The sequence below is a fragment of the Pseudomonas sp. TE9122 genome, assembly GCF_056278925.1.
Genome location: NZ_JBWBQI010000001.1, coordinates 3,492,501 through 3,517,398, shown reverse-complemented (window position 1 = coordinate 3,517,398; position 24,898 = coordinate 3,492,501). Strand labels below are relative to the sequence as shown.

Below are 24,898 nucleotides of genomic sequence, written 5' to 3'. Positions count from 1 at the left end.
TACAAAACCCCTGTGGGAGCGAGCCTGCTCGCGAATGGCGTCTGTACATTGCCGTACATTTCCATCCTTGACGATCATTAACCGGCAGCTCAGTCTGCCGGTTCTGTTCTTTCTCGCGGAGGTGGTCGATGCCCTTTTTCACGGTTGACGGACAAGCACTGCACTACATTGATCAAGGCACCGGCCCCGCCGTGTTGCTGGCTGGCAGTTATCTCTGGGATCAAGCGATGTGGGCGCCGCAGATCGCCGCGCTGACCCCGCATTATCGCGTCATCGCCCTGGATCTGTGGGGCCATGGCGATTCCGGCAAGTTACCTGAAGGCACGACATCGCTGGACGACATCGCCCGACAGGCGCAGGCCTTGCTCGATCACCTGGACATCGACCGCGTCACCCTCGTCGGACTATCCGTCGGCGGCATGTGGGGCGCGCGTTTGGCACTGTCCGCACCGCAACGTCTCAACGGTCTGGTGCTGATGGACACCTACGTCGGCGTCGAGCCGGAACCGACCCGGCAATATTACTTCTCGTTGTTCAAGCAGATCGAAGACAGCGGCACTATCTCCGAACAATTGCTCGACATCGTCGTACCGATCTTCTTCCGCCCGGGCATCGACCCGCAGTCGGCGCTGTATCAGGACTTCCGCGCGAAATTGAAGAGCTACTCGCCCGAGCGTCTGCGCGAAAGCATCGTGCCGATGGGGCGCATCACGTTTGGCCGCAACGACCTGTTGCCACGCTTGGGCGAGCTGAACCCGGCGACGACGCTGGTGCTGTGCGGTGATCAGGACAAACCACGGCCACCCTCGGAAGCCCGGGAAATGGCTGAGTTGATTGATTGCCCGTGTGTGCTGGTGCCGGAGGCGGGGCATATCTCCAATCTGGAGAATCCCGGGTTTGTCACTGAGGCGCTGCTGGCGTTTCTCCGCGAGCGCAACTGACACACCGAGTGAGCTTCATTCGCGAGCAGGCTCGCTCCCACAGTTAATCGCATTCCATTGTGGGAGCGAGCCTGCTCGCGAAGGGGCCTCTCAGGTCACCATGCAGTCACGAGTGTGAAACTCATCTATAAAAGCATTTGATAAGGGAATGACGTGCAACAGTTCTGGTGGCGTGACCTCAGGGATCTTGAGGACAAGTGGGTTGGGTTGAGTATTGAGGTTCAACCGACCGAAATCAAGCAAACCGCCGCTTCATCTGCAAAGTGGTAACAACGGGCGGATGAAGTTGATGCTCAATGAAAGCCCACTCTTCTGGGCGACCATTGCCACCTCATATTACGGTGCTTGGCTGGTTCGCAATCCGCGGCCCGTTCAACTGGAATCGCCATCCGTGCCCCCCATCGTTTCGGCTGACGTTCAGGAGCACTTTGAATTACCCGTCCAAGAGCGCTTCCCGCGCTGGTGTCGCTATTTCATAAACCAGTTGATGAACAATCAGGCGGACTTTCTCTATCCCGGCCACTGGGTGGCGCGCCCTTTATTGCCAGCAGTTAGCCGATACAAACCCGTTGCCGGTCCGGATGGCTGGTATTTTTCCACCCCGGCCGAGGCGTCCAGCCATCTGCCCAACTGGTACGCGCGCGGCGAGGGCATTCTCGACAACGTGCAACCGCACACCGTGCATTGGCTTGATTGGGATTTGGGACACTTGATCGGTCTGCACACGGTGGACCCTTTTGCAGGTCGCCTCAAATGGTGGCGCAAAAAAGCCAGGGAGGGCAGCTTGCCGCCGATCCTGCTCTGGTATGTGGGCGGACTGTGTTCTTACGTGATCATCGATGGACATTACAGACTGCAGGCCGCGCTCGATGAAGGTGTCAAACCTGATTTCATTGTCCTGAGCTCGACCAAAGCCCAGCAAGTCAAACCATGCGAAGCAACGCAACAGCGCGTGTTCGGTTCGTTGATGTTGCAGAACGCGAGACATCCCAAGTTCAACGTTCACACATTCAATCAGGCGCTGATCAATACGTTTGACGACCGTCCCTGGCATTGGGCAGGGACGCACGCTTGGGCCGGTATTCCTTCAGACCAAGCGTGGTGCGCTGAGGTGACAAGCTTTCTCACGGAACAGGGAAACACCGAGCACTTGCAGGACATTATCGAGCGGTGTGAGTACTGATAGACCCGCACCGGTCAGTGGTTGTGAAGACTATTTCGGCCCGAGAATCTTCACCAGCTTGTCCGGCGATGGCGCGCCTTGCTGTTGTTGCAACTCGCCTTTGTCGTCCATATAGAAAATCGCCGGGGTGGCTTGCAGTTCGAGGTCTTCCATCAACTGCATGTTCGCCGCGAGTTTGCTCTGCACGGCGACCGGAATGTCTTTCAACGCCTTGAGGGCGCTGCCCTTACCGGCGCTCTCATGATCTTGCAGGGCTTTGGCCGGGTCTTTCGCCGCCAGCAGCGCGGCTGATTTGCCCGGGCTGTCTTCGCGAATGATGCCGACCATGATGTGGCGCAGCTGCACTTTGCCGGCCTTGACCCATGGTCGCGCCTGTTCCCAGAACATGTTGCAGTACGGGCAGTTCGGATCGCTGAACAGGTACACCGTGCGCGGTGCATCCTTGTTGCCGTCCTGAATCCAGTTGCTCGCCTCGAACTTGGCCCAGACTTCCTTGGACATCGGTGCGTAGACCAGTTTCTGCAGCGGCTCGCTACTCAGGTCCTTGCCGTCGGCGTCGTACAGATTACCCACCACGACGTGCTTGCCGTCCGGGGTCAGGTACAGCGCCATGCCGCGATTCTGGTATTGCGCGGCGTACCCGCGCAGGCCATCAGGGGCGTCGAACTGGCCGACGATTTTCGCGCCCTTGGCTTCGATTTTTTTGATCGCTGCGGGTAGTTCTTCAGCGGCCTGCACCGACGGCAAGTGCAGCAGGGCAGTGCCCAGGGTCAGCGTCAGCAGGTGGCGGAGGCGGGGCATGGCAGTTTCCTTGCAGAGTTGGCCGGGGCAACGGCCTGATTCGGGCTTGAAGGTGAAGTGTCGAAGGTTTCCAGAGCGCGGGCCAGGCTGGCGTTCGACAGTTCACCGAGATGGCTGGTCAGCAAGCGACCGTCCGGGCTATAGAACAGCGTAGTCGGTAACGCCATGGAACCCACGGCCTGACCGAGACGGCCGCCGCGGTCGAACAGCACGTTGTTCAGGCTCAGGCCCTGGGTTTCCAGGAACGTGGCCACGCTTTGCATGCTTTCGGCTTGATTGACGAACAGAAACGTCAGATCCGGGCGCTGTTGCTGAGCATTCTCCAGTACTGGCATTTCTCGCCGGCATGGCGGGCACCAGGTCGCCCACAGGTTGATCACCAGCGGGCCACCCTGATAGTCGCTGAGCTTGATCTTTTCCCCGGCGGCGTTGCGCAGGGCAATATCCGGCAGCCGGGTGCCCTGTTCGTAGATATTCAGCGACAGGGTGGCAAGCAGCCATAACGCCACGCCACTGACCACGCCGAAGCCCAGCGGACGGCGCAAAGCAGGCCGGCGCCAGCCGCGATACAACGCCGCCAGCAACAGCACGATGACCCCGGGCCAGGCGAGGAAACCGCCGTCACGCAGATCGATGATCTGCCACGGGTCATTGCGATAGTGCGACCAATACAGCGCGACAAACGCAATGCGCGCCGCAAGCATGCCCAGCAAGAACAGGCTGAACAGCGCCGACTCGGGGTTCTCGCCGCCGCGCTTGGCCACTCGCCAGCCGACAAACGTCGCCAGTGCCAGAGCACTGATCAGCAGCAGGTGATTGAGCGCGATGGCGAAAGTGCCGAGGGTGAACGTCAGCATCAGTTGGCGTCTCGGGTGGTGGACCAGCGTTGCAGGAAGGTCTCGGCATCGACCTCGCCGGTGATGCGCTGGCTGCGGCGTTCTTCACCGTCGGCGCCGATCCAGATGAACGTCGGCGGCCCCGGCACTTTATAACGGCTGAGCAGCTCGCGGCTGGCGGCGTTATCGGCGGTCACATCCAGGCGCAGCAGGCGCACATCGCTCAGGGCCTGCATGACCTTGGCTTCACCGAACACCTTCTTCTCCATGACCTTGCACGACACGCACCAGTCGGCGTAGTAATCGAGCAGCACCCACTGACCCTGGGCCTTGGCCGCGTCGAGTTCGCGTTGCAGGACGGCCGGTTCCTTGATTGTGCTGAAGGCATCGTGGCCCGTCGGCGCTGCGCTGGCGACAGGGCCGGCGCTGTAGACCTGCAATGGCTGATACGGATCATCGCTGCCACCCGCCGCACCGATCACCAACAAGCTGCCCCACAAACCGAGCAACAGGGACAGCGCGCCAAACATCTGTGCGACGCGGCCAAAACCTTCGGATTGTTTCCAAGCGCTGTAAGCGGCGATCAACAGCAGAGCGCCGCACAGCCCCAGCCACAACGACGGGTCCAGTACCGGGCGCAGCATCAACAATGCAGTGGCAAGAAAGAGGAAGCCGAATATGCCCTTGAGCAGATTCATCCACGCGCCGGGTTTCGGCAGGAAACGGTTGCCCACAGTGACCAGCAGCAACAGCGGCACACCGATGCCGATGCCCAGTGCAAACAGAATCAGACCGCCGTGCAACGCGTTACCGCTCTGCGCGATGTACAGCAGCGCGCCGGCCAGTGGCGCGGTCATGCACGGCCCGACCAACAGACCGGACAATGCGCCCAGCACGCCGGCGCCGATCAGGCTGCCGCCGCTGCGGCTGCGCGACGCATGTTCAAGGCGATCACGCAGGGCCACCGGCAGTTGCAGTTCGAAGAAGCCGAACATCGGCAATGCCAGCACCACGAAAATGGCGGCAAATGCGCCGAGCAACCAAGGATTCTGCAACCACGCCTGCAGGTTTGCACCGAGCAGCGCAGCAATCACGCCCATCGCCGCATAGACCAGTGCCATGCAGATCACGTAGCTGCTGGCCAAGGCAAACCCGCGCCGTGGTGTGGCGCCACTGCCGACGATCATCCCGGCGAGAATCGGCAGCATCGGCAGCGAACACGGGGTAAACGCCAACAGCAGGCCAAGTCCGAAAAACACCAGCAGACTCCAGCCCAGCGCCCGTTGTTGCAGACTGCTGGCCAAAGCCTGATCCGGGGCTTCAGCGCCTGTTGTTGCTGCGGCTTTGCCACCCAGATCGATCACCCTGGTTTGCGGTGGATAACACAGACCGGCATCGGCGCAACCTTGATAGCTGACTTTGATCTGACCGCTGGCCGCCGCCGGGATTTTTACTTCCAGCCCTTGGCGGTACACCGGCTGCTCGCCGAAGAACTCATCGCTGTGGGATTCGCCTTCAGGCAACACCGGCTGCTGATCGGCGGCCAGTCCATCGAATTTCAGGCGTTTCTGATACAGGTAGTAGCCGTCGGTGATCTGCCAGAACAGCTGGGTTTCGCCTGAATCCAGATGCTCGGAAGTCAACACGAACGCTTGGTCGACCGGCAAGAAGTCCGGTTTCGTATCGAAAGGATTGTTTCCAGCCTGGGCCAGGCCCGAGATCAGTAACGCAAACAAAACAAAAAAATGACGCATGGAGAAGCCTTGTCCCTGTGCAAGTGAGGTGCACAATGGGCAGCGGCGATTAACCGATGATTAACCGCCATGCCCTTGTCGCAGTGACGTTGGGCGCCATAATGTCAGCTTAATCGGCCAACTGCCTAATCCGCTTTTTTCCTGTGGGATTCACCATGCACGTACTGGTTTGCGAAGACGATGAGCTGATTGCCAGCGGCATCGTTGCCGGGCTCACGGCTCAGGGTCTGACCGTCGAGCACGTCAACACCGCGTCCAAGGCGCGGGCGATGCTCAAGGTCGCCGAATTCGATGTGATGGTGCTCGATCTCGGCCTGCCGGACGAAGATGGCCTCAAGTTGCTGCAACAGTTGCGGCAGAGCGGCCTGGAAATTCCGGTTCTCATCCTAACTGCCCGTGACTCGGTGACCGATCGTGTCGATGGTCTGCAGGCCGGCGCCGACGACTATCTGCTCAAGCCTTTCGACCTGCGCGAACTGTTCGCTCGCCTGCAAACCCTGCTGCGCCGCGTGGCCGGGCGCAGTGTCAATCTGATTGAGCACGGCGCGCTAACCTACGACCCGAGCAGCCGCGAAACCCGTCTGGCCGGGCAACCGGTGGACCTGTCGCGCCGTGAGCAGTCGCTGTTGCAGGCGCTGCTGCACAATCGCGGCCGGGTGCTGTCCACCGAGCAACTGAAGGACAGCGTCTACGGCTTTAACGACGAACTGGAAAGCAACGCGCTGAACGTGCATATCCATCATCTGCGCAGCAAGCTTGGCAAAGGCATCGTTGAAACCGTGCGCGGTCTGGGCTATCGCCTCGGGCCTGCCGATGGCGCAGAGCAAGGCAAATGATGAGTCTGCGACTGCGCCTGAGCCTGACGCTTGGCGCGGCGTTCGCGCTGATCTGGGCGCTGGCGGCGGCGTGGATGCTCAGCGACCTGCGCAATCAGATGATGTTTTCCCTCGACCAGCGTCTGGTGGCCTCGGCGCGCATGGTCGCCGGTTTGCTCGAGCAATTGCCGACGCTGCCGAGCAAGGGCGAGGGCACCCATTTCAGCGCAGAACAGCTGAATATTCCCGGTGGCATGGCTTGTCAGGTCAGCTCATTGCGCGGCGAGATTCTCGCGCGAAGCCACAACAACCCCGAGCAAGCGCTGGAAGCCGAGAAAATGGGCTTCCACGATCAGATGATCGACGGCGCCCCGTGGCGCAGTTTCACCCTGGCCCGCGGCGATGTGCGCATCACTACGGCGGATCGGCAGATCGAGCGCGAAGCCTTGAACATGTCGATTCTGCTCGCTGCTTCGGTGCCGGTCGGTGTGGCCTTGCTGGGTTGCCTGTGCCTGCTGTGGCTGGGCATCGGTCAGGGCCTGGCGCCGCTCAATCGTCTGCGCGAGGCGCTGATGCGGCGCAATGCCGACTCTCTTGAACCATTGCAGTTGCAGGCGTTTCCCAGCGAATTGAAGCCGTTGCTGGAAACTCAGAATCAGTTGTTTCAACGCATCGGCAAGACCATCGAACGTGAACGTCGTCTGACCGGCGACGCCGCGCATGAACTGCGCAGTCCGCTGACGGCGATCAAGACCCACCTGCAAGTGGCGCGCATGACCGACGGCAGCGCCCGCGATCAGTCGCTCGCGCGCGCCGAGGAGGGCGCCGATCGCTTGCATCGCACCCTTGAGCAATTGCTGTTACTGGCGCGGGTCGAAGGCAGTCTGTCGTTTGATGACGGCTCGCAATGCAGCGCCGAGCAAGTGGCCAGACTGGCGATCCAGGACGCCACCGGCGGCGAGCGGCTGCGGATCAAACTGCACGTGCCGGACGACCTGTCCGCCGCGCCGCTGCAAATGCCTGCGGTGCTGGCGATTGCTGCACTGCGCAACCTGCTCGACAACGCCTTGCGCCATACGCCTGAAGATTGCGCGGTCGAGGTCCATCTGGAAAACATCGGCAATCGCGTGCGTTTTGTCGTGCGTGACCATGGTCCGGGCATTGCGCCGGATGATTTGCAGCATCTGACCCAGCGCTTCTGGCGCAACGGGCAGAGCACCGGTTGCGGCTTGGGGCTGGCGATTGTCCAGGCGATTGTTCAGCGCTGTGATTGTGCGCTGCATTTCGACAGCCGCCCGGATGGCTTGCGGGTCGAACTGACCATGCCGTTGCAAGCCCTCTGATCTCACCTCAGATCCCCTGTGGGAGCGAGCCTGCTCGCGAATGCGGTAAGTCATTCAACATCGACGTTGACTGGCCTGACGCTTTCGCGAGCAGGCTCGCTCCCACAAATGATCACGTTCTTCCACATCAAATGTAACTTCTCGGCGTTCGCTATCCGTCAGGGTTGGGGCTAAGGTCAACCCAGCTTTGACTCAAAGGATTGAGGGAACTGCGCCATGGAAGCACCCGTCTGCGTTCGTTCGGCCACTCTGGCCGACACCGGCATCATCAACCGTATTGTCGAGCGCTCGATCCGTATCGGATGTGCTCTCGATCACCGCAACCATCCACTTCTCGTCAGCGACTGGCTCAACCGCTCCTCCGCCGATTTCATCGGTAGCCGGCTCGCCGACCCACACTTCTATCTCTGTATCGCTTCGTTCGAAGACAAACCGGTCGGTGTCGGCATGGCCCGGGTCAGTGGCGAAATCCTGCTGTGTTACGTCCAGCCTGAATCCTTTCGTCGCGGCGTCGGCCGGGCGCTGATGCACAATCTCGAGGGTTGGTTGCGCATTCGTGGTGTGCAGCATGTGCACCTCAACAGCACCCGCACCGCCGAGGCGTTCTATCGGCACCTGGGTTACCAACAGGCAGCGCCACCCGGCCTCTCCACCGGCGTGCAGACCGTGCCGCTGCACAAACCTTTGTCCTCACCGGCCTGACAACTCGATCAAGGGTGTAAATCCGTACCGCGCTGAAGCGTTTCCAGAACAGGAAAACCTGCAAGTGCGCCCCGCGACCGGAACGCGCACCTGTCGGTGTGCTGTTCTGGTCACTATCCATAGCGAATTGAGGGGTCGAGAGATGTCAGTCGCCACCAGTCTTATCGAAGCGTCGTCGGCCCGGGTCGCCTCGGCGCCGGCAGAAACGTTATACGAATTCAACGAATCACCGTTACTGGCGCGCCAGAGTCGTCAGGAGTCCAACGCGCGCAGCTATCCTCGGCGTATTCCGCTGGCGCTCAAGCGTGCCAAGGGCCTGTATGTCGAGGATGTCGAAGGGCGTATCTTCATCGACTGCCTGGCTGGGGCCGGCACGTTGGCGCTGGGGCATAACCATCCGGTAGTGATTGAGGCGATCCAGCAGGTGCTGGCCGATGAGTTGCCGCTGCACACCCTCGACCTGACTACGCCGGTCAAGGATCAATTCGTCCAGGACCTGTTCGGACTGCTGCCCACGGAGTTGGCGGCACAGGCGAAAATCCAGTTCTGCGGCCCGACCGGCACCGACGCCGTGGAAGCAGCATTGAAACTGGTGCGCACGGCCACTGGCCGCAGCACCGTGCTGTCATTTTCCGGCGGTTATCACGGCATGAGTCAGGGTGCGTTGAGCCTGATGGGCAGCCTGGGGCCGAAAAAACCACTGGGTGCCTTGCTCAGCAATGGCGTGCAGTTCATGCCGTTCCCCTACGACTACCGTTGCCCGTTCGGCCTCGGCGGCGCGGCGGGCGTCAACGCCAATCTGAGCTACCTGGAAAACCTGCTCAACGATCCCGAGGCTGGCGTGCAATTGCCGGCGGCGGTGATCGTCGAAGCGGTGCAGGGCGAGGGCGGGGTGATTCCGGCCGATATCGAGTGGTTGCGTGGCTTGCGCCGAATTACCGAAAGGGCCGGGGTGGCGCTGATCGTTGATGAGATCCAGAGCGGGTTCGCCCGCACCGGCAAGATGTTTGCCTTTGAACATGCGGGCATCGTTCCGGATGTGGTGGTGTTGTCCAAAGCCATCGGTGGCAGCCTGCCCTTGGCGGTGGTGGTGTACCGCGACTGGCTCGACACTTGGCAACCGGGCGCCCATGCCGGCACGTTCCGTGGCAATCAGATGGCCATGGCCGCCGGTTCAGCGGTGATGCGTTATCTGGTAGAGCACAAGGTCTGTGAACACGCCGCTGCCATGGGTGATCGGCTCAGCGAACATCTGCACATCCTGCAACGCGACTTCCCGCAACTGGGCGATATCCGTGGTCGAGGCCTGATGCTCGGCGTCGAACTGGTCGACCCGAACGGCGCGCCCGACGCGCTCGGTCATCCGCCGGCATTCGCGCGTCTGGCGCCGCTGGTCCAGCGTGAATGCCTCAAGCGTGGCCTGATTCTGGAACTGGGCGGCCGCCATGGCGCGGTCGTGCGCTTCCTGCCGCCGCTGGTGATCAGCGCAGCGGAAATCGATCGGGTGGCCGAGATCTTCGGTCGCGCATTGGCCGCTGCCACCACCGCGCTGTAAATTTTTCCGCGCGGCGAACGTTCTTTCTACATACCCGGCTGCATTCTTTGTGCAGCCGACCTTACAGCGATGGAGAACCAGCATGACGTCAGTATTCGACCGCGAGGACATCCTCTTTCAGGTCGTGGTCAACCACGAAGAGCAATACTCGATCTGGCCCGATTACAAAGCTGTGCCGCAAGGCTGGCGCACCGTGGGCAAGAGCGGCCTGAAAAAGGAATGCCTGGCCTATATCGAAGAAGTCTGGACCGACATGCGCCCATTGAGCCTGCGCCAGAAGATGGATGCGCAAGTCGCGGCGCAATAAGCGACCGGGCATAAAAAACCCGCTGGACCAGTGAGGGTCAGCGGGTTTTTTCATGTCTGGAGAGTGACGTTGTGGGTGCGGGCCTCTTCGCGAGCAGGCTCGCTCCCACAGGGGATCGCATTTCAACTGTGGGAGCGAGCCTGCTCGCGAAGAACGATTACGCGGACTTACTGAAACTACGCTCCGCTCAACCCCTTGAGCAACAAATCCACATTCCCCTCCAGCTCCGCCAGCGGATCCGCCGCATCGGTACTCAACACCACCAGGCGGCTGCCGGATTCGGCAATCGCCGCTTTCACCGGCTCCGCTGGCTGGCGATGGTGCAGCACCACCGCCACGTCATTGTCCTTGAGCGTCGCTGTCAGCTTCTTCAATTCATCTGGCGTCCACTCGGCATCAGGCCGTGCGTCCTGTCCAGCCAGTTCAAGGTTGAGGCTGCCAATCAGATAGCCGAAGTGATCGCTCAGGCTCATCACACTCAGGTTGTCCGCCTCGGCCAGACGCCCTTCGGTGTCTGCGCTGAGTTTCAGCAGACGCTGTTTCAACGCCGCCAGGTTGGCTTCGATCGCAGGTTTGGCGCTCGGTGCCAGGCGCACCAGGTCCGCGGCCATCACATCGGCCATGCGCCCCATGTTGTTGCTCGCCAGCCATGGCTGACTGTTCAGGCCATCAACCTGCAGGCCCGGCTGTACGGCGATGCCGGGCAGGGCGCCGTCGACCGGGCGCGCTGCGTCGACCTCGACGATACGAATATTGCTGCGCCGGGCGATCGGGTACAGCGGGTCATCGGCCCACAGCGAACGCAGACCGATTACCGCGTCCGCGTCGTTGGCCAGTTTGCTTAGCGCCGGAGCGCCACGGCCGGTGAAATACGCGTTCTGGCGGCTGCCGGGCAGGTTGGCCGGCGCTGCGCGTTCGAGATTGACGTCGGTGCCCTTGAGCAATGCTTCGCCCAATCCAAAGGTGATCGGTAACGAGGCCAGAACACGCAAGGGTTTCGCGCTTTCAGCAGCTAGCAGCGGGGTGCAGACCACGCCACACAGGGCCATGGCCAGAGTCAGGTTACGCAGTGAAAAAGCCATTTATCCAAGATTCCCTTTCAGGCTGGGGACGACGCCGCGCGCGATGGCGGCGAGGGCGAAAGCGATGCCGGCGACCAGAATGATCGCAGCGCCGGACGGAATCGGCAGGTCAAAGACGATCGGCGCGAGAATCCCGCACAGCGTACTGACGGTAGCGATCAGCACCGAACACCAGAAAAATCCTTTGAGCGACTGGCTAAGCAAGCGCGCCGCTGCCGCCGGAATCACCAGCAAGGCACCGACCAGAATCGCGCCAATCACCTTCACGGCGGCGACGGTGATCAGGGTCACCAGAATCACGAACAGGTAATCCAGGGTCTTGACCGCTACGCCACGCACCGCCCGCCAGTTGCGGATTGAAACTGGCGAGCATGATGCGGTTGTACAGCGGCAGGGCGAGGGCCATGACCAGCGAACCGACGATCGCCAGCACCGCCAGATCATTGCCGTTGACGGTCAATACCGAACCGAACAACACGTTTTCCAGAATGTGCACGTTGATCTTGCCGGCGAGAATCAGCAGCAGGCTCGCGCCCAGTGCCAGCGACACCGAGAGAAACACGCCGATCAGCGTATCCGGCGCCAGCCCGGTGCGGTTGCGCAGGTAATTGAGCAGGATGCCGAACAGCAGGCAGTAGCCGAACAGGCTGCCGTACGGGCCGGTGTAGGGTTCGCCGAGCAGAATGCCGATGGCGACACCGGTTAACGCGGCATGGCCGACTGCTTCGGAAAAGAATGCAAAGCGCTTGACCACCACCAGCGTGCCGAGCCCACCGAGCACGGGGCCGATCAGCAGGCCGGCGAGCAGGGCGTTGACGACAAAACCGTAGGCCAGCGCTTCCGGCAGATAACCGGAAGACGCCCAACCCTGGACCATCAAACGAAAGGCTTCGTAACTCATCAGACCGCGCTCCGTGGATGGGTGGAAAACAGCGTCAGCAGACGCTCCGGAGTCAGTGCCTGTTGCGGTGTGGCATCGAACAGCACGCGGCGGTTGAGACCGGTGACCCGATCGGCCAGCCGACCCACCGCTTCCAGATCATGCTCGATCCACAGCACGGTGATGCCCGCCGCGCGCCAGTCAGTGAGCAGACGTTCGAACACCTGGATCCCGGCCTCATCGAGGGCCGACATCGGCTCGTCGAGCACCAGCAATTGCGGTGCCGGGATCAAGCCCTGCGCGAGCAGTACCCGCTGCCGCTCACCACCGGACAGCGCGCCCATGCGCCGCTTGCGCTTGTCCTGCATGCCGACGCGCTCCAGTGCCTCGCCGATGGCACCGGCGTAGTGTTTGCTCAAACCGAGAAAGGCCGGACGGCGTTGACACATGGCGGCCATGAAATCGTCGACGGTCATCGGCAAGCCGCGATCGAACTCCAGCGCCTGCGGAACGTAACCAATGGTGCCGGGCTCGCCGTGCCAGTGCAGGCTGAGCCGGCCCTGATGCGGCATCTGCCCGAGCAGGGTCTTGATCAGCGAACTCTTGCCACCACCATTGGGGCCGACCAGCGCATGCACGCTGCCGGGCTGCACCTGGAAAGTGACCTTGTCGAGAATCGTCGTGCGCCCCAAGGTCAGGCTGATATCCGCAAACTCCAGCGCCGGCCCGGTTATCCCCTGTGGGAGCGAGCCTGCTCGCGAATGCGGTGTGTCATTCAACGAAGATGTTGCCTGATCCGGCGCCTTCGCGAGCAGGCTCGCTCCCACCGGGTTATTGGTGTTGTCAGGGATCAGGGTTTCTTTCGACGTCATGCCCCTGACTCCTGAATCGCCCGAACCACGGTGTTGAGGTTGCCGGTCATTTCCTTTTCGTACTTGTCGGCGGTGTATTCGCCGTAGGAAATGTGCGACAGCGGGTACAGCTTCACCCCGGATTCGCGCTGGATGGTGTCGACGTAGCTGGATGGGAAATCCATCTCCGAGAAGATCACTTTGACGTCGAGTTCACGCAACTGGTCGATGGTCTTTTTCAGCTGACTCGGGCTTGGCTCGATGCCGTGGGCGGGCTCGACCACGGCCGTCACTTCCAGACCGAATTCACGCAACAGATAGTCGTAAGCCGCGTGCACCGTGGCCACGCGCAGTTCGGCGTTGGGTGCCTGGGTCAGTTTGGCCAAAGCGTCGGCGCGCATCTGCCGCAGGCGTTTGCCATAGGCACGCGCGTTCTGGGTGTAGGTCTTGGCGTTGTCCGGATCGATCTTGCCCAGCTCGCGGGCGATGTTGTTGACCTGGGCGATGGAGGCGCTTATCGACAGGAACGTGTGCGGATTGACCACTTTGCCAGCGCCGCGCGCAGCGACACCGGTGGCCGCCAGCAACGGCACATTCTCGTTGGCTTCGATGGTTTTGACATTGGGCGTTTCGCTGGCGGCGATCATCCGGTCGGCGAAGTCGTCATGGCCGACGCCATTGAGCACGATCACGTCCAGCCCGCTGATGCGCTTGATGTCTTCAGCTCGAGGCTCGTAGGCGTGCGGATTGAAGCCGGCAGGAATCAGCGGCACCACTTCGGCCTTGTCGCCGACGATGTTGGCGACGTAGCTGTAATACGGATGCAGAGTGATGCCTATGCGCAGGCGTTTGCCTTGCTCGGCGCTGGCCAGTGGGCTCAACAGGCAGGCGCACAGGCCAAGCAGAAACAGGCGTAACAATGGACGGCGAGGAGATGAAATGGACATGGGCAAGCAGTCTTCTCTCGGATAAAGGCGAGGAATCAATGGCGATGTTCGCGGGTAACCCCGGCATCGAATTGCGCGACGATCTGTTTCCAGCCAGCGGCGGACAGCGCCGCGTCGGACAGATCCTCCGCAGGCGCGAGGTCGGCGCTGCGGTTCAGCCAGATGTCCGGCGCCGCGTTGGCGTCAGTGCCGACACGCATCAGAAACGAACCGGCGACATCAGGCGTCGCACTCCGACCAAAATAGGCACGATCGGCGAATATCTGCCATGCGTGACCGCCACGGCTGACCGAACTGGCATCCTGCGCGAACGGCGCGAAACCTTCTTCGGCCAGCACCTGTGGCGTCGGCAGGGCTTGTTGCTCTTCGCGCAGTAGACGGATTTCGTCGAGGGTCACGCGCAGGTCGGCATAGATGCCTTGCTCAGCGGCGCTGAGATCGCGGCGGGCGTCGTACTGGTTGCTCGCGACCGGCTCCGGTTCATGGGAAACCCCGCGCCACGCCACCACCGAGCCGGCGACCGCGAGGATCAGCAGGCACAACAGCAACACGTTGAGGGTTTCATGGCCGGCGCCGGCCGGGCGTACCACTTGCGTCGTCGGGCTACTCATGGGGCTTCGATATCCGCCTGGTCGATTTCCACAACGTGGCCTGGGCCGGCATCGAACAGCACATAGAACTCACTGCCGGGCTTCTTGAACGTCAGCGTCGAGTCATCACCCAATTTGCCCGGCACCAGAATGGTTTCGTCGTAGCCGATCACGTCGAGGGTCACCCCCGGCGCACCGCTGCCGTCGGAGAAACCGCCGGTGCATTTGATCTGTTCGGCATCGATGGCTTTGCATTCGCACATCGGGTTGTGCGCCAGGGCGCTGGCGCTGAAACCGGCGCTCAGCAGCAGCGCGGCGCTGGCGAGCAAACGGGTGTGAAGGGGTGAGCGAGTCATGGTTTGGCTCCTTGTTTGTTCAGCCACGCAACCGTGGCGGGGGAGGCTTGGCTCAGGGGAATCGCGGCCTGGTGCATGCTGCCGTCCCAGCCTTCCATGGTGATCCACAGCTCGGCGTCAGGTTTGGTCTTTGCCGGGATCGGCATTTGCGTGCCCATGCGATAAGGCGTACCGAAGAAGATCGTGCCAGCGGCGCGCAGACTGCGCGGCTTGCCGATGCGCAGGTAAGTAGCCTTGACCTGTTCGACGCAGGTATCACAAACGGCGGCAGTGAAATCCTTCATATAGCCGGCCGGACCGCTCAGGTGCGGTGCCTCGTCGCGCAGTTCGGCTAGGCGCAGGCTCCACGGGCCGACCTGAACCGTGCCTATTTCCCGTTGGCCCAGGCCACTGTCGCCGCGAAACAGCGAGGCATCGGCAAAGTATTTCGGCATGAAGCCCAGCGGGATCAGCAACAGCAGGACATTGATGTGGAAACGCCACTTGTGCCAGAAACGCGACAGGCGCGAGGGCGGTGTGACCGAGATGGCTTTGTTCACAGGCTCGCCTCCGAAGGTTCACGGCGCAGCGCCGGTTGGGCGGTGACGCGGTTTTTCTTGTCCTCGCGTTTCAGCGCATTGGCGGTGGCCAACGCGGTGCGCTTGGTCCAGATCAGCAGGCCGCTGAGGATCATCATGCTCAGCAACAGACCGAAGAAGAACCAGATCAATTTGATCCAGATGCCGCCGAAGTCGCCGGTGTGCAGCGGGCGCATGGATTCGGTGACGAATTCCAGCGAGGACCGATCGGACAGCAACCGTGAGGAGGCCATTTCGCCGTTGTACGGGTTGAGAGTCGCGGTCTGATACATCAGCGGATACCAGCCACGGCCGCTGACGCTCATGTGCGAGTAGGCATTGCCCGGCAGGTTGACGTAGCTGGCTTCCAGCCCCGGAATCTTCTGCTGGGCGATTTCGATGGCGCGGTCCAGGCTGATGCGCGGCGGCGGGGTGCCGGCGGCCGAGATCGGCACACTTTCGCGGGACATCGCCGGAATGATCGGTTCGCTGGAAATGGAAATCTGGTTATCGAACAGGATCGCCTTGATCAGGAACCAGATGCCGGTGATGGAAATCACCGCGATGAACCAGATCGACCAGATGCCGCACAGGCGATGAAAGTCGCCCCAGAAAATCCGCGCGCCGTGGCGCACGCGCAGTGTCGGGCGCAGGAAACCTTTCCAGAAGCGCTTGTACACCACCAGCCCGGTAATCAGCGACACCAGCATCGGCACGCCGAGCAGCGACACCAGATACCAGCCCCAGCTGTAGCCATTGGTGAACGGCACCAGCCACCAGCCATGCAGGGCGCGGGTGAACGCTTTGAAATCAAAGGCCGGCGCGGTGCCCTGGATGACCCCGGTGTACGGATTGACATAGACCGTCAACGAGCGCCCGTCGGGGTAGCTGACTTCGACGTCGAGGGCAAAGTGCGACTCGTCCGGGCGATTGATGCTCTGCACCAGGGTTTGCGGCTCGGCCTGTTTGATCGCGGCGAGAATCTGGTCGTAGCTAAGTCGCGGCGCATCGTCCGACGGTTGACTGGCGCGCATTTGCGGGTTGGCCAGCCAGACAATCTCCTGGCTGACCACCGCCAGCGTGCCGGTGACACAGACGATCAGCACAAAGAACCAGATCGGCAACGCCAGCCAGCTATGCACCAGGAACCACAGTTTGGAACGGGATTTCTTCGACATGATTGCGCGTCTTGATTGCGGTGGAAGGGGCCGGGCTACGGGCTTCGCAGCACGGAACTCCCCCGGGAGACCGTTCGTGGCTTTTGCCTACGCGAACGGCCTGCATTCCTATAAGACGGATGAGCGAAGAAAATCCCGAAAGCGGATATGAAAGTAAATGTTTCGCAATTACATCGGCAGTGTATTTCTGCCGGTTGATCCGAGGTAAAAAACCCTCAACCTTGGTTAAACATCTCCATCGCCCGCTGGCGAATCTGCTCTTCGCTCAGATCCTCTTTGTGCGTGGCGAGAAACCACAGATGGCCGAACGGATCTCTGAGCGTGCCGCTGCGATCACCATAAAACTGGTCTTTGACCTCGGAGACGCTTTGCGCCCCGGCATCCAGCGCTTGTTGAAAGGACTGGTCGACATCGGTGACATACAGGTGCAAGCCGATCGACACCGCCTGCTGCGGATTGCTCAACGGCCCCTGATCACAAGGGGTGCCAAGCATGATCGCGCTGTCGCCGATGCGCAGTTCGGCGTGGCCGATATTGCCGTCGGGCATGGTCAGGCGCATGACTTCGCTGGCATTGAAGGCTTTCTTGTAGAACTCGATGGCCTCGGCAGCCTGTTGGATGCCGAGATACGGGGTAATGCTGTGATACCCCTCGGGAATGGGTTTGACGCTCATGACGTTCTCCCTGTTTTTGTTTTCAACAGATGTGGTTACACCGGACTTACCCGGAGCAATCACTATAGAACCGTCCTTACTGCACAGATTTTCCGCCGACGAGCAGCAATCATCATTCATCGCGAAAGTGCGGGCCTGGGCCTCGGTCACCGAGCATGTCGCCTTTATTGCGTAACGGACACGCTTCCATGGACAGACAGCCGCAGCCGATGCACCCGGTGAGCTGATCGCGCATCAGCGTCAATTGCCTGATTCGTTCGTCGAGCTCGCGCTGCCATTGTTCAGACAGCATTTTCCAGTCCGCCGCCGATGGCGCGCGATCCTGCGGCAGGATCTTCAGCGCTTCGCCGATTTCCGCCAGCGGTATTCCCAGCCGTTGCGCGACTTTGATCAACGCCACCCGGCGCAGGACGGCGCGCGGATAGCGGCGCTGGTTGCCGGCATTGCGTTCACTCTTGATCAAACCTTTGGCTTCATAAAAGTGCAGCGCCGTGACCGCGACGCCACTGCGCGCCGCAACCTCACCCACGGTGAGAGGCTTGTGCACCTGGTCTTTGCTGATCATGCTGAAAATGCTCTTGACCTTGACTTAACTAGAGGTTTTACCCTGCAGCTCTTCGGGTCGCAAGGCTCGCTTCAACATGAGTGGGGGCTTTCCATGAGCAATCGCAGCTTTACCCAATTGATCGAATTCGAAATCGAACCCCGTCAGCAAGCGGCGCTGGTCTCGGCTCTGGCCACGCAGACCGAGGGTCTGGCTCTGCGTTACGACGGATTTCTCAGCGCCAGCGTGCAAGCCAGCGACGACGGCCGCCGCGTGTTGAGCTTTTTGCAGTGGCAAAGTCGCGAAGCGGGCGATGCGGCATTTCGCGGTTTCGAACGCGGCGAAGAGGATTTCTGGCAGTTGATCCGTACGCATCGGGCGAAAACCGTGACCTTCAACTCGTTCCAGGTGCACAGCAGCATTGCCCGCAGCCACGACGACGCGCTGCACTGCCGTCTGCCGGTCAGCCAGTATTAGTGCCAACCTGATAGCCACTATTGAGAGCGTTGATTTCTGCGCGAGCGTGCCCGGGCGTAGCCTTTCTCCATCGACCCCACATTGCTCGCCAGGACGCTCCCATGAACCGTTTACTGACTGTTTCGCTGATGCTCGCTGTTTCCGTACTCGCCGGTTGTGCTGGCCATGTTTCGCCAGAGCTGCGTCCTTACACCGCTGAAGAATCCCGCGAGCTGGCGCTGGAGGCCCTGAACCGCAGCGGCTTGTCGTTCGACGAATACCACGCCAAAAAAGCCCAATTGCTCGGCCAGCCGCAGAAGACTTTCGGCTTCGATCAGCAGGGTGAGATGAGCGCCGAACGTGCCATACAGCTGCACGGCCGTCCAAGCTGACAGCAAACTGTACTGCTTGAAGTTTTCCCTAACTGTCCGTGGGTTTGCCGGGCCGTGTGGGATAGGGTCAACAGCTGAATGACCCTGGATGGACTGCCTCGATGAACCTCTCGCTTGATCTGCTGTTGGCCTTTGCCCTGTTTGCCCTTGTCACCTCGATCACACCGGGGCCGAACAACACCATGTTGCTGGCTTCCGGAGTGAATTTCGGTTTCAACCGCACCATTCCGCACATGCTCGGCATCAGCTGCGGCTTCTTTCTATTGGTGGTAGCGGTGGGCTTTGGCCTTGGCGCGGTGTTTCAGGCCTACCCGATTCTGTATACGGTGCTGCGGTATGTCGGCGCGGCGTATTTGTTGTATCTGGCGTGGAAAATCGCCCACTCCGGCCCGGTCGGCGACAGTGTCGACGGCGAGGCGAAACCGATCAGTTATCTGGGCGCCGCGGCGTTCCAGTGGGTCAATCCCAAGGCGTGGATCATGGCAATCGGTGCCATCAGCACGTACACGCCGATGCAGGGTTATTTCTATAACGTCGTGATCATCGCGGCGGTCTTCGCCATCATCAACCTGCCCAGTGTCGGCCTGTGGGCGGCGTGCGGCACGCTGTTGCGCAATGTGCTGAAAGATCCGCGCTGGTTGCGCGTGTTCAATTGGGGCATGGCAGCGCTGTTGGTGATCTCGTTGTATCCGTTACTTCTGGAAAGCTTTCACTGACGCATTGCTTCAAACGCCGGCCCGATGCCTGTTAAGCTCGGTTTCAGGAGCGTTCCTACGCACTTTTAAATGAAGCCCCACTTCTTTAACGGCATCCGATCAGGTATTGATGACGCTCTCGAACCCCATGCACAGCTCACGAGGCTGTGCATTGTCGTTTGCAGATACGAGCCTCCTGATACCGGAACACGCTCTGCGAGTCCTTTATGAACACACGTCCGTTGTATTTCGATTACGCCGCCACCACCCCGGTGGACGATCGGGTCATCCAGGTGATGATCGAATGTCTGGGTTTTTACGGTAACTTCGGTAACCCGGCGTCCAGCTCCCACGCTTTCGGCCAGCAGGCCCGGCAGACGGTCGAGCAGGCGCGTCGGCAAGTAGCCGATCTGGTCGGCGCGCAGCCTGAGCAGATTGTCTGGACCTCCGGTGCCACCGAGTCCAACAACCTCGCCCTCAAAGGCGTCTCCCAGGCCCGTGGCATTTCCGGCGGGCACATCATTACCAGTCAGATCGAACACAAGGCCATTCTCGACACCGCGCGGCAATTGCAGGACTCGGGCATTGCCGTGACCTATCTGGTGCCGGACGCCCAAGGCTTGATCACGCCGCAAGCGGTCAGCGAAGCGATGCGTGACGACACCTTTCTGGTCTCGCTGATGCTGGTCAACAACGAGTTGGGCACGCTCAATGATGTCGAGGCAATTGGCGAGGTGGTGCGCGGTCGGCAGGCCCTGTTTCATGTCGATGCTGCGCAAGGCGCCGGCAAAGTCGCGATCGACCTGAGCCGCTGGCCGGTGGATCTGATGTCGTTTTCCGCACACAAACTCTACGGCCCCAAGGGCATCGGCGCCTTATATGTCGGCCCGCAGGCGCAGCAACGTTTGCAGGCGCAGATTCACGGTGGTGGTCATGAGGGTGGCCTACGCTCCGGAACCCTGGCGACTCATCAGATTGCCGGGATGGGCGCTGCATTCGCTTTGGCCGCCGACGCATTCGATGAAGAGAAAAAGTCCATCATCGCTTTGCGCGAACGCTTGCTCGAACAGCTTTTGAAGTTGCCAGGCGTGCGCCTCAATGGCAGTGCCTCGCAACGTATTCCGCACACCCTGAGCCTGACCTTCAGCGAGGGCGAGTTCAACAGCGCCGCATTGAGCCATTCGATCGCGTTTTCCGCGACGTCGGCGTGTAATTCCGCAAGCAATGCGCCGTCCCACGTGCTGCTCGCGCTCGGGCACGATGCGCGGCTGGCGGGGCGCACCATTCGCTTGAGCCTCGGGCGGTTTACCAAAGTCGAGGATGTCGACAAGGCCGTTGACCTGATCACAACCGCCTGCGCCAGTGCTCCGGCATTCTGGGCGACAGGGCTCTAAACAGCAGACGCTTTCCATGGCCGCGAAGGCTACGAACAATAACGATGACGCGATTAGCAGGAGACATGATGAGTTCCCACACCTTGACCGAAGGATCGGTGCCTCAGCGCCTGGCGCATACCCGTGAACTGATGCGCCGCGAAGGCATCCATGCGCTGCTGGTGCCGTCCGCCGACCCGCATCTTTCGGAATACCTGCCGGGTTACTGGCAGGGCCGGCAATGGCTGTCGGGTTTCCACGGTTCGGTCGGTACGCTGATCGTCACCGCTGATTTCGCCGGTGTGTGGGCCGACAGTCGTTACTGGGAACAGGCGACGAAAGAGCTCAACGGCAGCGGCATCGAACTGGTCAAACTGCAACCGGGGCAGCCGAGCCCGCTGGACTGGCTGGCCGAACAAACCCCTGAGGGCGGCGTGGTTGCGGTCGACGGCGCGGTAATGGCAGTGGCTTCGGCGCGCACACTGAGCAGCAAGCTCGAGGCACGCGGCGCTCGCCTGCGCACCGATATCGACCTGTTAGAGGAAGTCTGGCGTGATCGCCCGAGCCTGCCGAACGCGCCGATCTATCAGCATCTGCCGCCGCAAGCGACTATCAGTCGTGGCGAGAAACTGGCGAAACTGCGCGAAACCTTGCAAGAACGTGGTGCCGACTGGCACTTCATCGCCACCCTGGATGACATCGCCTGGCTGTTCAACCTGCGCGGCGGAGATGTCTCCTTCAATCCTGTGTTTGTTTCGTTCGCTTTGATCAATCAGCAACAGGCCACGCTGTTTGTGGCGCTGAGCAAGGTCGATGCCGACCTGCGCGCTGTGCTCGAACAGGATGGCGTAACGCTGCGTGACTACAGCGAAGTGGCCGATGCGTTGCGTGCTGTGCCGAGTGGCGCGAGCCTGCTGGTCGATCCGGCGCGAGTGACCACGGGGTTGTTGGATAACCTGGACAGTGGCGTGAAACTGGTCGAAGGCCTCAACCCGACCACGCTGGCCAAGTCGCAGAAAAGCGAAGCCGACGCGCAGCACATCCGTAAAGCCATGGAGCAGGATGGCGCGGCGTTGTGCGAATTCTTTGCCTGGCTGGAGTCAGCGTGGGGACGCGAGCGCATCACCGAACTGACCATCGACGAGAAACTTACCGCTGCCCGTGAGCGGCGTCCCGATTACGTTTCGCTGAGCTTCAACACGATTGCTGCGTTCAACGCCAATGGCGCGATGCCGCACTATCACGCTACCGAAGAGGAGCATGCGCTGATCGAGGGTGATGGTCTGTTGCTCATCGATTCCGGTGGTCAATACCTCGGCGGTACCACAGACATCACGCGCATGGTCCCGGTGGGTACGCCGACCCAAGAGCAGAAACAGGATTGCACTCGCGTGTTGAAAGGCGTGATTGCGCTATCGCGGGCACGATTCCCGAAAGGCATTCTGTCGCCGCTGCTCGACGCCATCGCTCGTGCGCCGATCTGGGCTGACAACGTCGACTACGGCCACGGCACGGGTCATGGCGTGGGCTATTTCCTCAACGTTCACGAAGGTCCGCAAGTGATCGCTTATCAAGCGGCACCGGCACCGCAGACGGCGATGCAGCCGGGGATGATCACGTCGATCGAACCCGGCACTTATCGCCCGGGCCGCTGGGGCGTGCGCATCGAGAACCTGGCGATGAACCGCGAGGCCGGCAGCAGCGAATTCGGCGACTTCCTCAAGTTCGAAACCCTGACGCTGTGCCCGATCGATACTCGCTGCCTGATTGCTGACCTGCTGACTCAGGAAGAAAAGCAGTGGCTCAATGCTTATCACAGTGAAGTACGCGAGCGTCTGAGCCCGTTGCTGGATGGCGCGGCGCTGAGCTGGCTGAACGAGCGCACTGTGGCCATTTGATCGATTTACCCAAGGCACCGCTCGCGGTGCCTTGGGTCTCGGCTTCAATCCTGGCGCAATGCCTCTTCCAGGAAGTCGAGTCGATCCTGACCGAAGAACAACTGATCGCCAATGAACATGCTTGGGGCACCGAAAACGCCGCGCTTGATGGCGGCTTCGGTGTTTTCCTTGAGTGCGGCTTTTACTGATTCATCATTGGTCAGCGCCATTATCTCTTGGGGGTCGAAGCCGTTTTCAGTCAGCACGGCGGCAACGGTTTGCGGATCGTTGAGGTTACGGCCTTCTACCCAAAGCGCCTTGAACAGGCAATCGACGAACTCGGCGAAACGCTGCGGCTGGCGCATCTGCATGCCAGTGACGGCACGCATCAGTATCAGCGTGTTGATTGGAAAGTGCGGATTGAATCTGAGCTGTACGCCGTAGCGTTTGGCGAAGCGATCGAGGTCTTGAAACATGTAGCGGCCCTTGGCCGGAATCATTGCCGGCGAAGCGTTGCCGGTGGCTTTGAACACGCCACCCAACAGCATCGGGATGTAGATCAGTTCGCTCTGGGTATCGGCGCAGATTTTCGCTAGCTGGGTGTGCGCCAGATAGGTGGTCGGGCTGCCGAGGTCGAAATAGAATTCCACGGTTTTCGTCATGATCAAATCGCTCTCTTATTGTTGTAATGAGGGGGGAGGGCTTACCAGCGTTCGTTCCAAGGACGCAGGTCCAGCTCAAAAGTCCAGGCATCCCGTGGCTGACTGTGCAGAAACCAATAGTTTTCGGCGATGTGCTCTGGATCGAGAATGCCGTCCTGATCCTTGGTCGCGTATTTCTCGGGAAAGCTGTTGCGGATGAAGTCGGTATCGATCGCACCATCAACCACGACGTGGGCGACATGAATGTTCATCGGCCCCAACTCTCTCGCCATGCTTTGCGCGAGTGCGCGGATGCCATGTTTGGCTCCAGCGAAAGCGGCAAATCCAGAGGCGCCGCGCAGCCCGGCCGTGGCACCAGTGAACAGAATCGTACCGCGCTGCCGAGTCACCATGCGCTTGGCCACTTCACGGGCATTGAGAAAGCCGGAGAAGCAGGCCATCTCCCAGATCTTGAAATATTTGCGCGCGGTTTCTTCGAGAATGCTGCAGGGCACGTTGGCGCCGATGTTGAAGACAAAGGCCTCGATCGGGCCGACGCGGGTTTCGATGTCTTCGATCAAGGCGATGACGTCTTCTTCCTTGCGCGCATCGCAGGCAAAACCATGGGCCTCACCGCCCTCAGCGATGATTGCGTCAACCAGAGGCTGCAATTTGTCGGCGCTGCGCCGGGTCACACAGGCTATAAATCCCTCACTGGCAAAGCGCTTGGCAATCGCCCCGCCCGTGGCATCGCCGGCCCCGACAACCAACACGACCTTCTTGTTATTCATGGGTGAACCCTTTTTGGTTAACGATCGTTTAGTTAACGAACGTTATGCTAGGATTTGGGCAGCGTCAAGGCGATCTACTTCAGGAGATGACATGCGTTATTCGGCCGGACACAAATCGGAAACCCGCGAACGATTGCTGCAAAGCAGCGCGCTGTCGGCAAAGAAATCGGGGTTTTCCACTGTGGGCGTGGATGGCCTGATGAAAGCCATCGGTTTGAGTGGCGCCGCGTTCTACAGCCACTTTGCATCCAAGGATGCGTTGTTCGCTGCCATCGTCGAGCGAGAGTTGAGTGAAAGTCTTGAGCGCCTTGGTGGCCAGGGCGGTGCAGATCGGCAGCGGCTGGAGCGTTGTCTGAAGCAGTACCTGAGCATGGCCCACGTCGAGCAACCAGAGTCCGGTTGCGCGCTGCCGACATTGGGCGCGGAGATTGCCCGTGCCGATGTACAGGTGCGTGAGCAGGCTGAAGAATGGATCTGCCGCCTTCAGCAGGGCTGGGCCGAGATACTGGAAAGCGAGAGTCTGGCCTGGTCGGTGCTGTCGCAATGTGTGGGTGCGTTGGTGGTCGCGCGAATGCTGGAAACACCGGACGTGCAGCGTACGGTGTTGCGCTCGAGTCATGAGCAAATCACTCGTCAGCTCGCTTTGCCACGAGCCGAGTAGTTATTTGCAGATGACGATCATGCTGCGGCTGGTATAACCGGCGGGGTTCAGGCCGAACGGATAATCGCCAGGTTCCTCGACGGCATCCCCGGATTTGGCGATCACCTTGTAACCCT

General features: G+C 60.7%; 28 protein-coding genes and 1 pseudogene (1 of these 29 running past the window's edge). 13 read left to right on the top strand and 16 right to left on the bottom strand.

Features of this window, described 5'->3' with window-relative positions; all coding sequences use genetic code 11:
- Window positions 1–128: 128 nt before the first annotated feature.
- Both ACZ9BE_RS15795 and ACZ9BE_RS15790 read left to right on the top strand, forming a co-directional pair.
- On the top strand, window positions 129–941 hold the full coding sequence (locus ACZ9BE_RS15795) for an alpha/beta fold hydrolase (protein WP_476249674.1): 813 nt from the start codon (window positions 129–131) through the stop codon (window positions 939–941).
- A gap of 289 nt (window positions 942–1,230) precedes the next feature.
- The gene (locus ACZ9BE_RS15790; RefSeq protein ID WP_052392168.1) at window positions 1,231–2,124 is read left to right on the top strand and encodes a ParB/Srx family N-terminal domain-containing protein; all 894 of its coding nucleotides are present in this window, start codon (window positions 1,231–1,233) and stop codon (window positions 2,122–2,124) included.
- 30 nt (window positions 2,125–2,154) lie between these two features.
- On the opposite strand, the gene dsbG is transcribed toward ACZ9BE_RS15790, so the two are convergent.
- Genes dsbG through dsbD form a run of 3 tightly spaced genes read right to left on the bottom strand, consistent with a single transcriptional unit; the run spans window position 2,155 to window position 5,515 of the window.
- Window positions 2,155–2,925 carry a thiol:disulfide interchange protein DsbG gene (gene dsbG, locus ACZ9BE_RS15785; protein ID WP_110601469.1) on the bottom strand — a complete coding sequence of 257 codons (771 nt, stop codon included), beginning with the start codon at window positions 2,923–2,925 and terminating at the stop codon, window positions 2,155–2,157.
- The gene (locus ACZ9BE_RS15780) at window positions 2,901–3,782 is read right to left on the bottom strand and encodes a TlpA disulfide reductase family protein (RefSeq protein WP_056788560.1); all 882 of its coding nucleotides are present in this window, start codon (window positions 3,780–3,782) and stop codon (window positions 2,901–2,903) included. The genes dsbG and ACZ9BE_RS15780 overlap by 25 nt, the downstream gene beginning before the upstream one ends.
- Window positions 3,782–5,515, bottom strand: coding sequence for a protein-disulfide reductase DsbD (dsbD, locus tag ACZ9BE_RS15775; RefSeq protein WP_476249673.1), 1,734 nt, complete (start codon window positions 5,513–5,515; stop codon window positions 3,782–3,784). Before dsbD ends, ACZ9BE_RS15780 begins: the two co-directional genes overlap by 1 nt.
- A gap of 155 nt (window positions 5,516–5,670) precedes the next feature.
- Between dsbD and ACZ9BE_RS15770 the strand changes: the two genes are divergently transcribed.
- The 5 genes from ACZ9BE_RS15770 (at window position 5,671) to ACZ9BE_RS15750 (ending at window position 10,237) form a co-directional block, all read left to right on the top strand.
- Window positions 5,671–6,351, top strand: a complete 681-nt coding sequence (locus ACZ9BE_RS15770) for a response regulator (RefSeq protein WP_039759813.1) — start codon at window positions 5,671–5,673, stop codon at window positions 6,349–6,351.
- Window positions 6,348–7,673, top strand: a complete 1,326-nt coding sequence (locus ACZ9BE_RS15765) for an ATP-binding protein (protein ID WP_252886582.1) — start codon at window positions 6,348–6,350, stop codon at window positions 7,671–7,673. Before ACZ9BE_RS15770 ends, ACZ9BE_RS15765 begins: the two co-directional genes overlap by 4 nt.
- 216 nt (window positions 7,674–7,889) lie before the next feature.
- Entirely contained in the window at window positions 7,890–8,375 is a 486-nt protein-coding gene (locus tag ACZ9BE_RS15760) for a GNAT family N-acetyltransferase (protein ID WP_460161124.1), read from the top strand.
- A 142-nt stretch (window positions 8,376–8,517) separates the two neighbouring features.
- The gene (locus ACZ9BE_RS15755; RefSeq protein WP_476249672.1) at window positions 8,518–9,930 is read left to right on the top strand and encodes a diaminobutyrate--2-oxoglutarate transaminase; all 1,413 of its coding nucleotides are present in this window, start codon (window positions 8,518–8,520) and stop codon (window positions 9,928–9,930) included.
- Window positions 9,931–10,012: 82 nt separating this feature from the next.
- Window positions 10,013–10,237 (top strand): MbtH family protein, encoded by a 225-nt coding sequence (locus ACZ9BE_RS15750; protein ID WP_016770808.1) that lies wholly within the window; start codon window positions 10,013–10,015, stop codon window positions 10,235–10,237.
- Window positions 10,238–10,413: 176 nt separating this feature from the next.
- Here the strand turns inward: ACZ9BE_RS15750 and ACZ9BE_RS15745 are convergent, their stop codons facing one another.
- The 10 genes and pseudogenes from ACZ9BE_RS15745 to soxR all read right to left on the bottom strand — a co-directional run bounded on the left by ACZ9BE_RS15745 (window position 10,414) and on the right by soxR (window position 17,917).
- A complete protein-coding gene (locus ACZ9BE_RS15745) occupies window positions 10,414–11,319 on the bottom strand; it encodes a metal ABC transporter substrate-binding protein (RefSeq protein ID WP_476249671.1) in 906 nt (301 codons plus the stop codon).
- Window positions 11,320–12,220 (bottom strand): annotated as a pseudogene (locus ACZ9BE_RS15740) (metal ABC transporter permease).
- A complete protein-coding gene (locus ACZ9BE_RS15735; RefSeq protein WP_056788577.1) occupies window positions 12,220–13,071 on the bottom strand; it encodes a metal ABC transporter ATP-binding protein in 852 nt (283 codons plus the stop codon). Before ACZ9BE_RS15735 ends, ACZ9BE_RS15740 begins: the two are co-directional and overlap by 1 nt.
- Window positions 13,068–13,997: a metal ABC transporter substrate-binding protein gene (locus ACZ9BE_RS15730; protein WP_056788579.1), complete on the bottom strand. Its 930-nt coding sequence runs from the start codon at window positions 13,995–13,997 to the stop codon at window positions 13,068–13,070. The genes ACZ9BE_RS15735 and ACZ9BE_RS15730 overlap by 4 nt, the downstream gene beginning before the upstream one ends.
- A gap of 35 nt (window positions 13,998–14,032) precedes the next feature.
- Window positions 14,033–14,608 (bottom strand): DUF6162 family protein, encoded by a 576-nt coding sequence (locus ACZ9BE_RS15725; RefSeq protein ID WP_150638857.1) that lies wholly within the window; start codon window positions 14,606–14,608, stop codon window positions 14,033–14,035.
- Window positions 14,605–14,943, bottom strand: a complete 339-nt coding sequence (locus tag ACZ9BE_RS15720) for a hypothetical protein (protein WP_101155631.1) — start codon at window positions 14,941–14,943, stop codon at window positions 14,605–14,607. Before ACZ9BE_RS15720 ends, ACZ9BE_RS15725 begins: the two co-directional genes overlap by 4 nt.
- Window positions 14,940–15,482, bottom strand: a complete 543-nt coding sequence (locus ACZ9BE_RS15715) for a hypothetical protein (RefSeq protein WP_016770801.1) — start codon at window positions 15,480–15,482, stop codon at window positions 14,940–14,942. Before ACZ9BE_RS15715 ends, ACZ9BE_RS15720 begins: the two co-directional genes overlap by 4 nt.
- Window positions 15,479–16,678 carry a PepSY-associated TM helix domain-containing protein gene (locus ACZ9BE_RS15710; protein WP_016770800.1) on the bottom strand — a complete coding sequence of 400 codons (1,200 nt, stop codon included), beginning with the start codon at window positions 16,676–16,678 and terminating at the stop codon, window positions 15,479–15,481. Before ACZ9BE_RS15710 ends, ACZ9BE_RS15715 begins: the two co-directional genes overlap by 4 nt.
- Before the next feature lie 215 nt (window positions 16,679–16,893).
- Complete coding sequence (locus ACZ9BE_RS15705) at window positions 16,894–17,352, bottom strand: VOC family protein (protein WP_056788589.1); 459 nt, start codon at window positions 17,350–17,352, stop codon at window positions 16,894–16,896.
- 112 nt (window positions 17,353–17,464) lie between these two features.
- The gene (gene soxR, locus ACZ9BE_RS15700) at window positions 17,465–17,917 is read right to left on the bottom strand and encodes a redox-sensitive transcriptional activator SoxR (protein WP_056788635.1); all 453 of its coding nucleotides are present in this window, start codon (window positions 17,915–17,917) and stop codon (window positions 17,465–17,467) included.
- Between the two features lie 93 nt (window positions 17,918–18,010).
- Here soxR and ACZ9BE_RS15695 point away from each other — a divergent pair, with 93 nt between their 5' ends.
- The 5 genes from ACZ9BE_RS15695 (at window position 18,011) to ACZ9BE_RS15675 (ending at window position 22,710) form a co-directional block, all read left to right on the top strand.
- Window positions 18,011–18,373, top strand: a complete 363-nt coding sequence (locus ACZ9BE_RS15695) for an antibiotic biosynthesis monooxygenase (RefSeq protein WP_236168533.1) — start codon at window positions 18,011–18,013, stop codon at window positions 18,371–18,373.
- Between the two features lie 101 nt (window positions 18,374–18,474).
- Window positions 18,475–18,744, top strand: a complete 270-nt coding sequence (locus ACZ9BE_RS15690; protein WP_016770723.1) for a hypothetical protein — start codon at window positions 18,475–18,477, stop codon at window positions 18,742–18,744.
- 101 nt (window positions 18,745–18,845) lie between these two features.
- Window positions 18,846–19,460, top strand: coding sequence for a LysE family translocator (locus ACZ9BE_RS15685; protein WP_041478477.1), 615 nt, complete (start codon window positions 18,846–18,848; stop codon window positions 19,458–19,460).
- A 206-nt stretch (window positions 19,461–19,666) separates the two neighbouring features.
- Window positions 19,667–20,833, top strand: coding sequence for an aminotransferase class V-fold PLP-dependent enzyme (locus tag ACZ9BE_RS15680; RefSeq protein WP_476249670.1), 1,167 nt, complete (start codon window positions 19,667–19,669; stop codon window positions 20,831–20,833).
- A gap of 68 nt (window positions 20,834–20,901) precedes the next feature.
- Window positions 20,902–22,710 carry an aminopeptidase P family protein gene (locus ACZ9BE_RS15675; RefSeq protein WP_476249669.1) on the top strand — a complete coding sequence of 603 codons (1,809 nt, stop codon included), beginning with the start codon at window positions 20,902–20,904 and terminating at the stop codon, window positions 22,708–22,710.
- A gap of 44 nt (window positions 22,711–22,754) precedes the next feature.
- Here the strand turns inward: ACZ9BE_RS15675 and ACZ9BE_RS15670 are convergent, their stop codons facing one another.
- Both ACZ9BE_RS15670 and ACZ9BE_RS15665 read right to left on the bottom strand, forming a co-directional pair.
- Window positions 22,755–23,351, bottom strand: coding sequence for a 2-hydroxychromene-2-carboxylate isomerase (locus ACZ9BE_RS15670; protein WP_122507880.1), 597 nt, complete (start codon window positions 23,349–23,351; stop codon window positions 22,755–22,757).
- Window positions 23,352–23,392: 41 nt separating this feature from the next.
- Window positions 23,393–24,121, bottom strand: coding sequence for an SDR family oxidoreductase (locus ACZ9BE_RS15665; RefSeq protein ID WP_041478480.1), 729 nt, complete (start codon window positions 24,119–24,121; stop codon window positions 23,393–23,395).
- Between the two features lie 91 nt (window positions 24,122–24,212).
- On the opposite strand from ACZ9BE_RS15665, the gene ACZ9BE_RS15660 reads away from it, so the two are divergent.
- Window positions 24,213–24,782, top strand: a complete 570-nt coding sequence (locus ACZ9BE_RS15660) for a TetR/AcrR family transcriptional regulator (protein ID WP_476249668.1) — start codon at window positions 24,213–24,215, stop codon at window positions 24,780–24,782.
- Here the strand turns inward: ACZ9BE_RS15660 and ACZ9BE_RS15655 are convergent, their stop codons facing one another.
- Window positions 24,783–24,898: the final stretch of a hypothetical protein gene (locus tag ACZ9BE_RS15655; RefSeq protein WP_056788609.1), read on the bottom strand. Its footprint extends 166 nt past the window's final position; 116 of the gene's 282 nt are visible here — the last part of the coding sequence; its start codon lies off the right edge, out of view; it ends in the stop codon at window positions 24,783–24,785.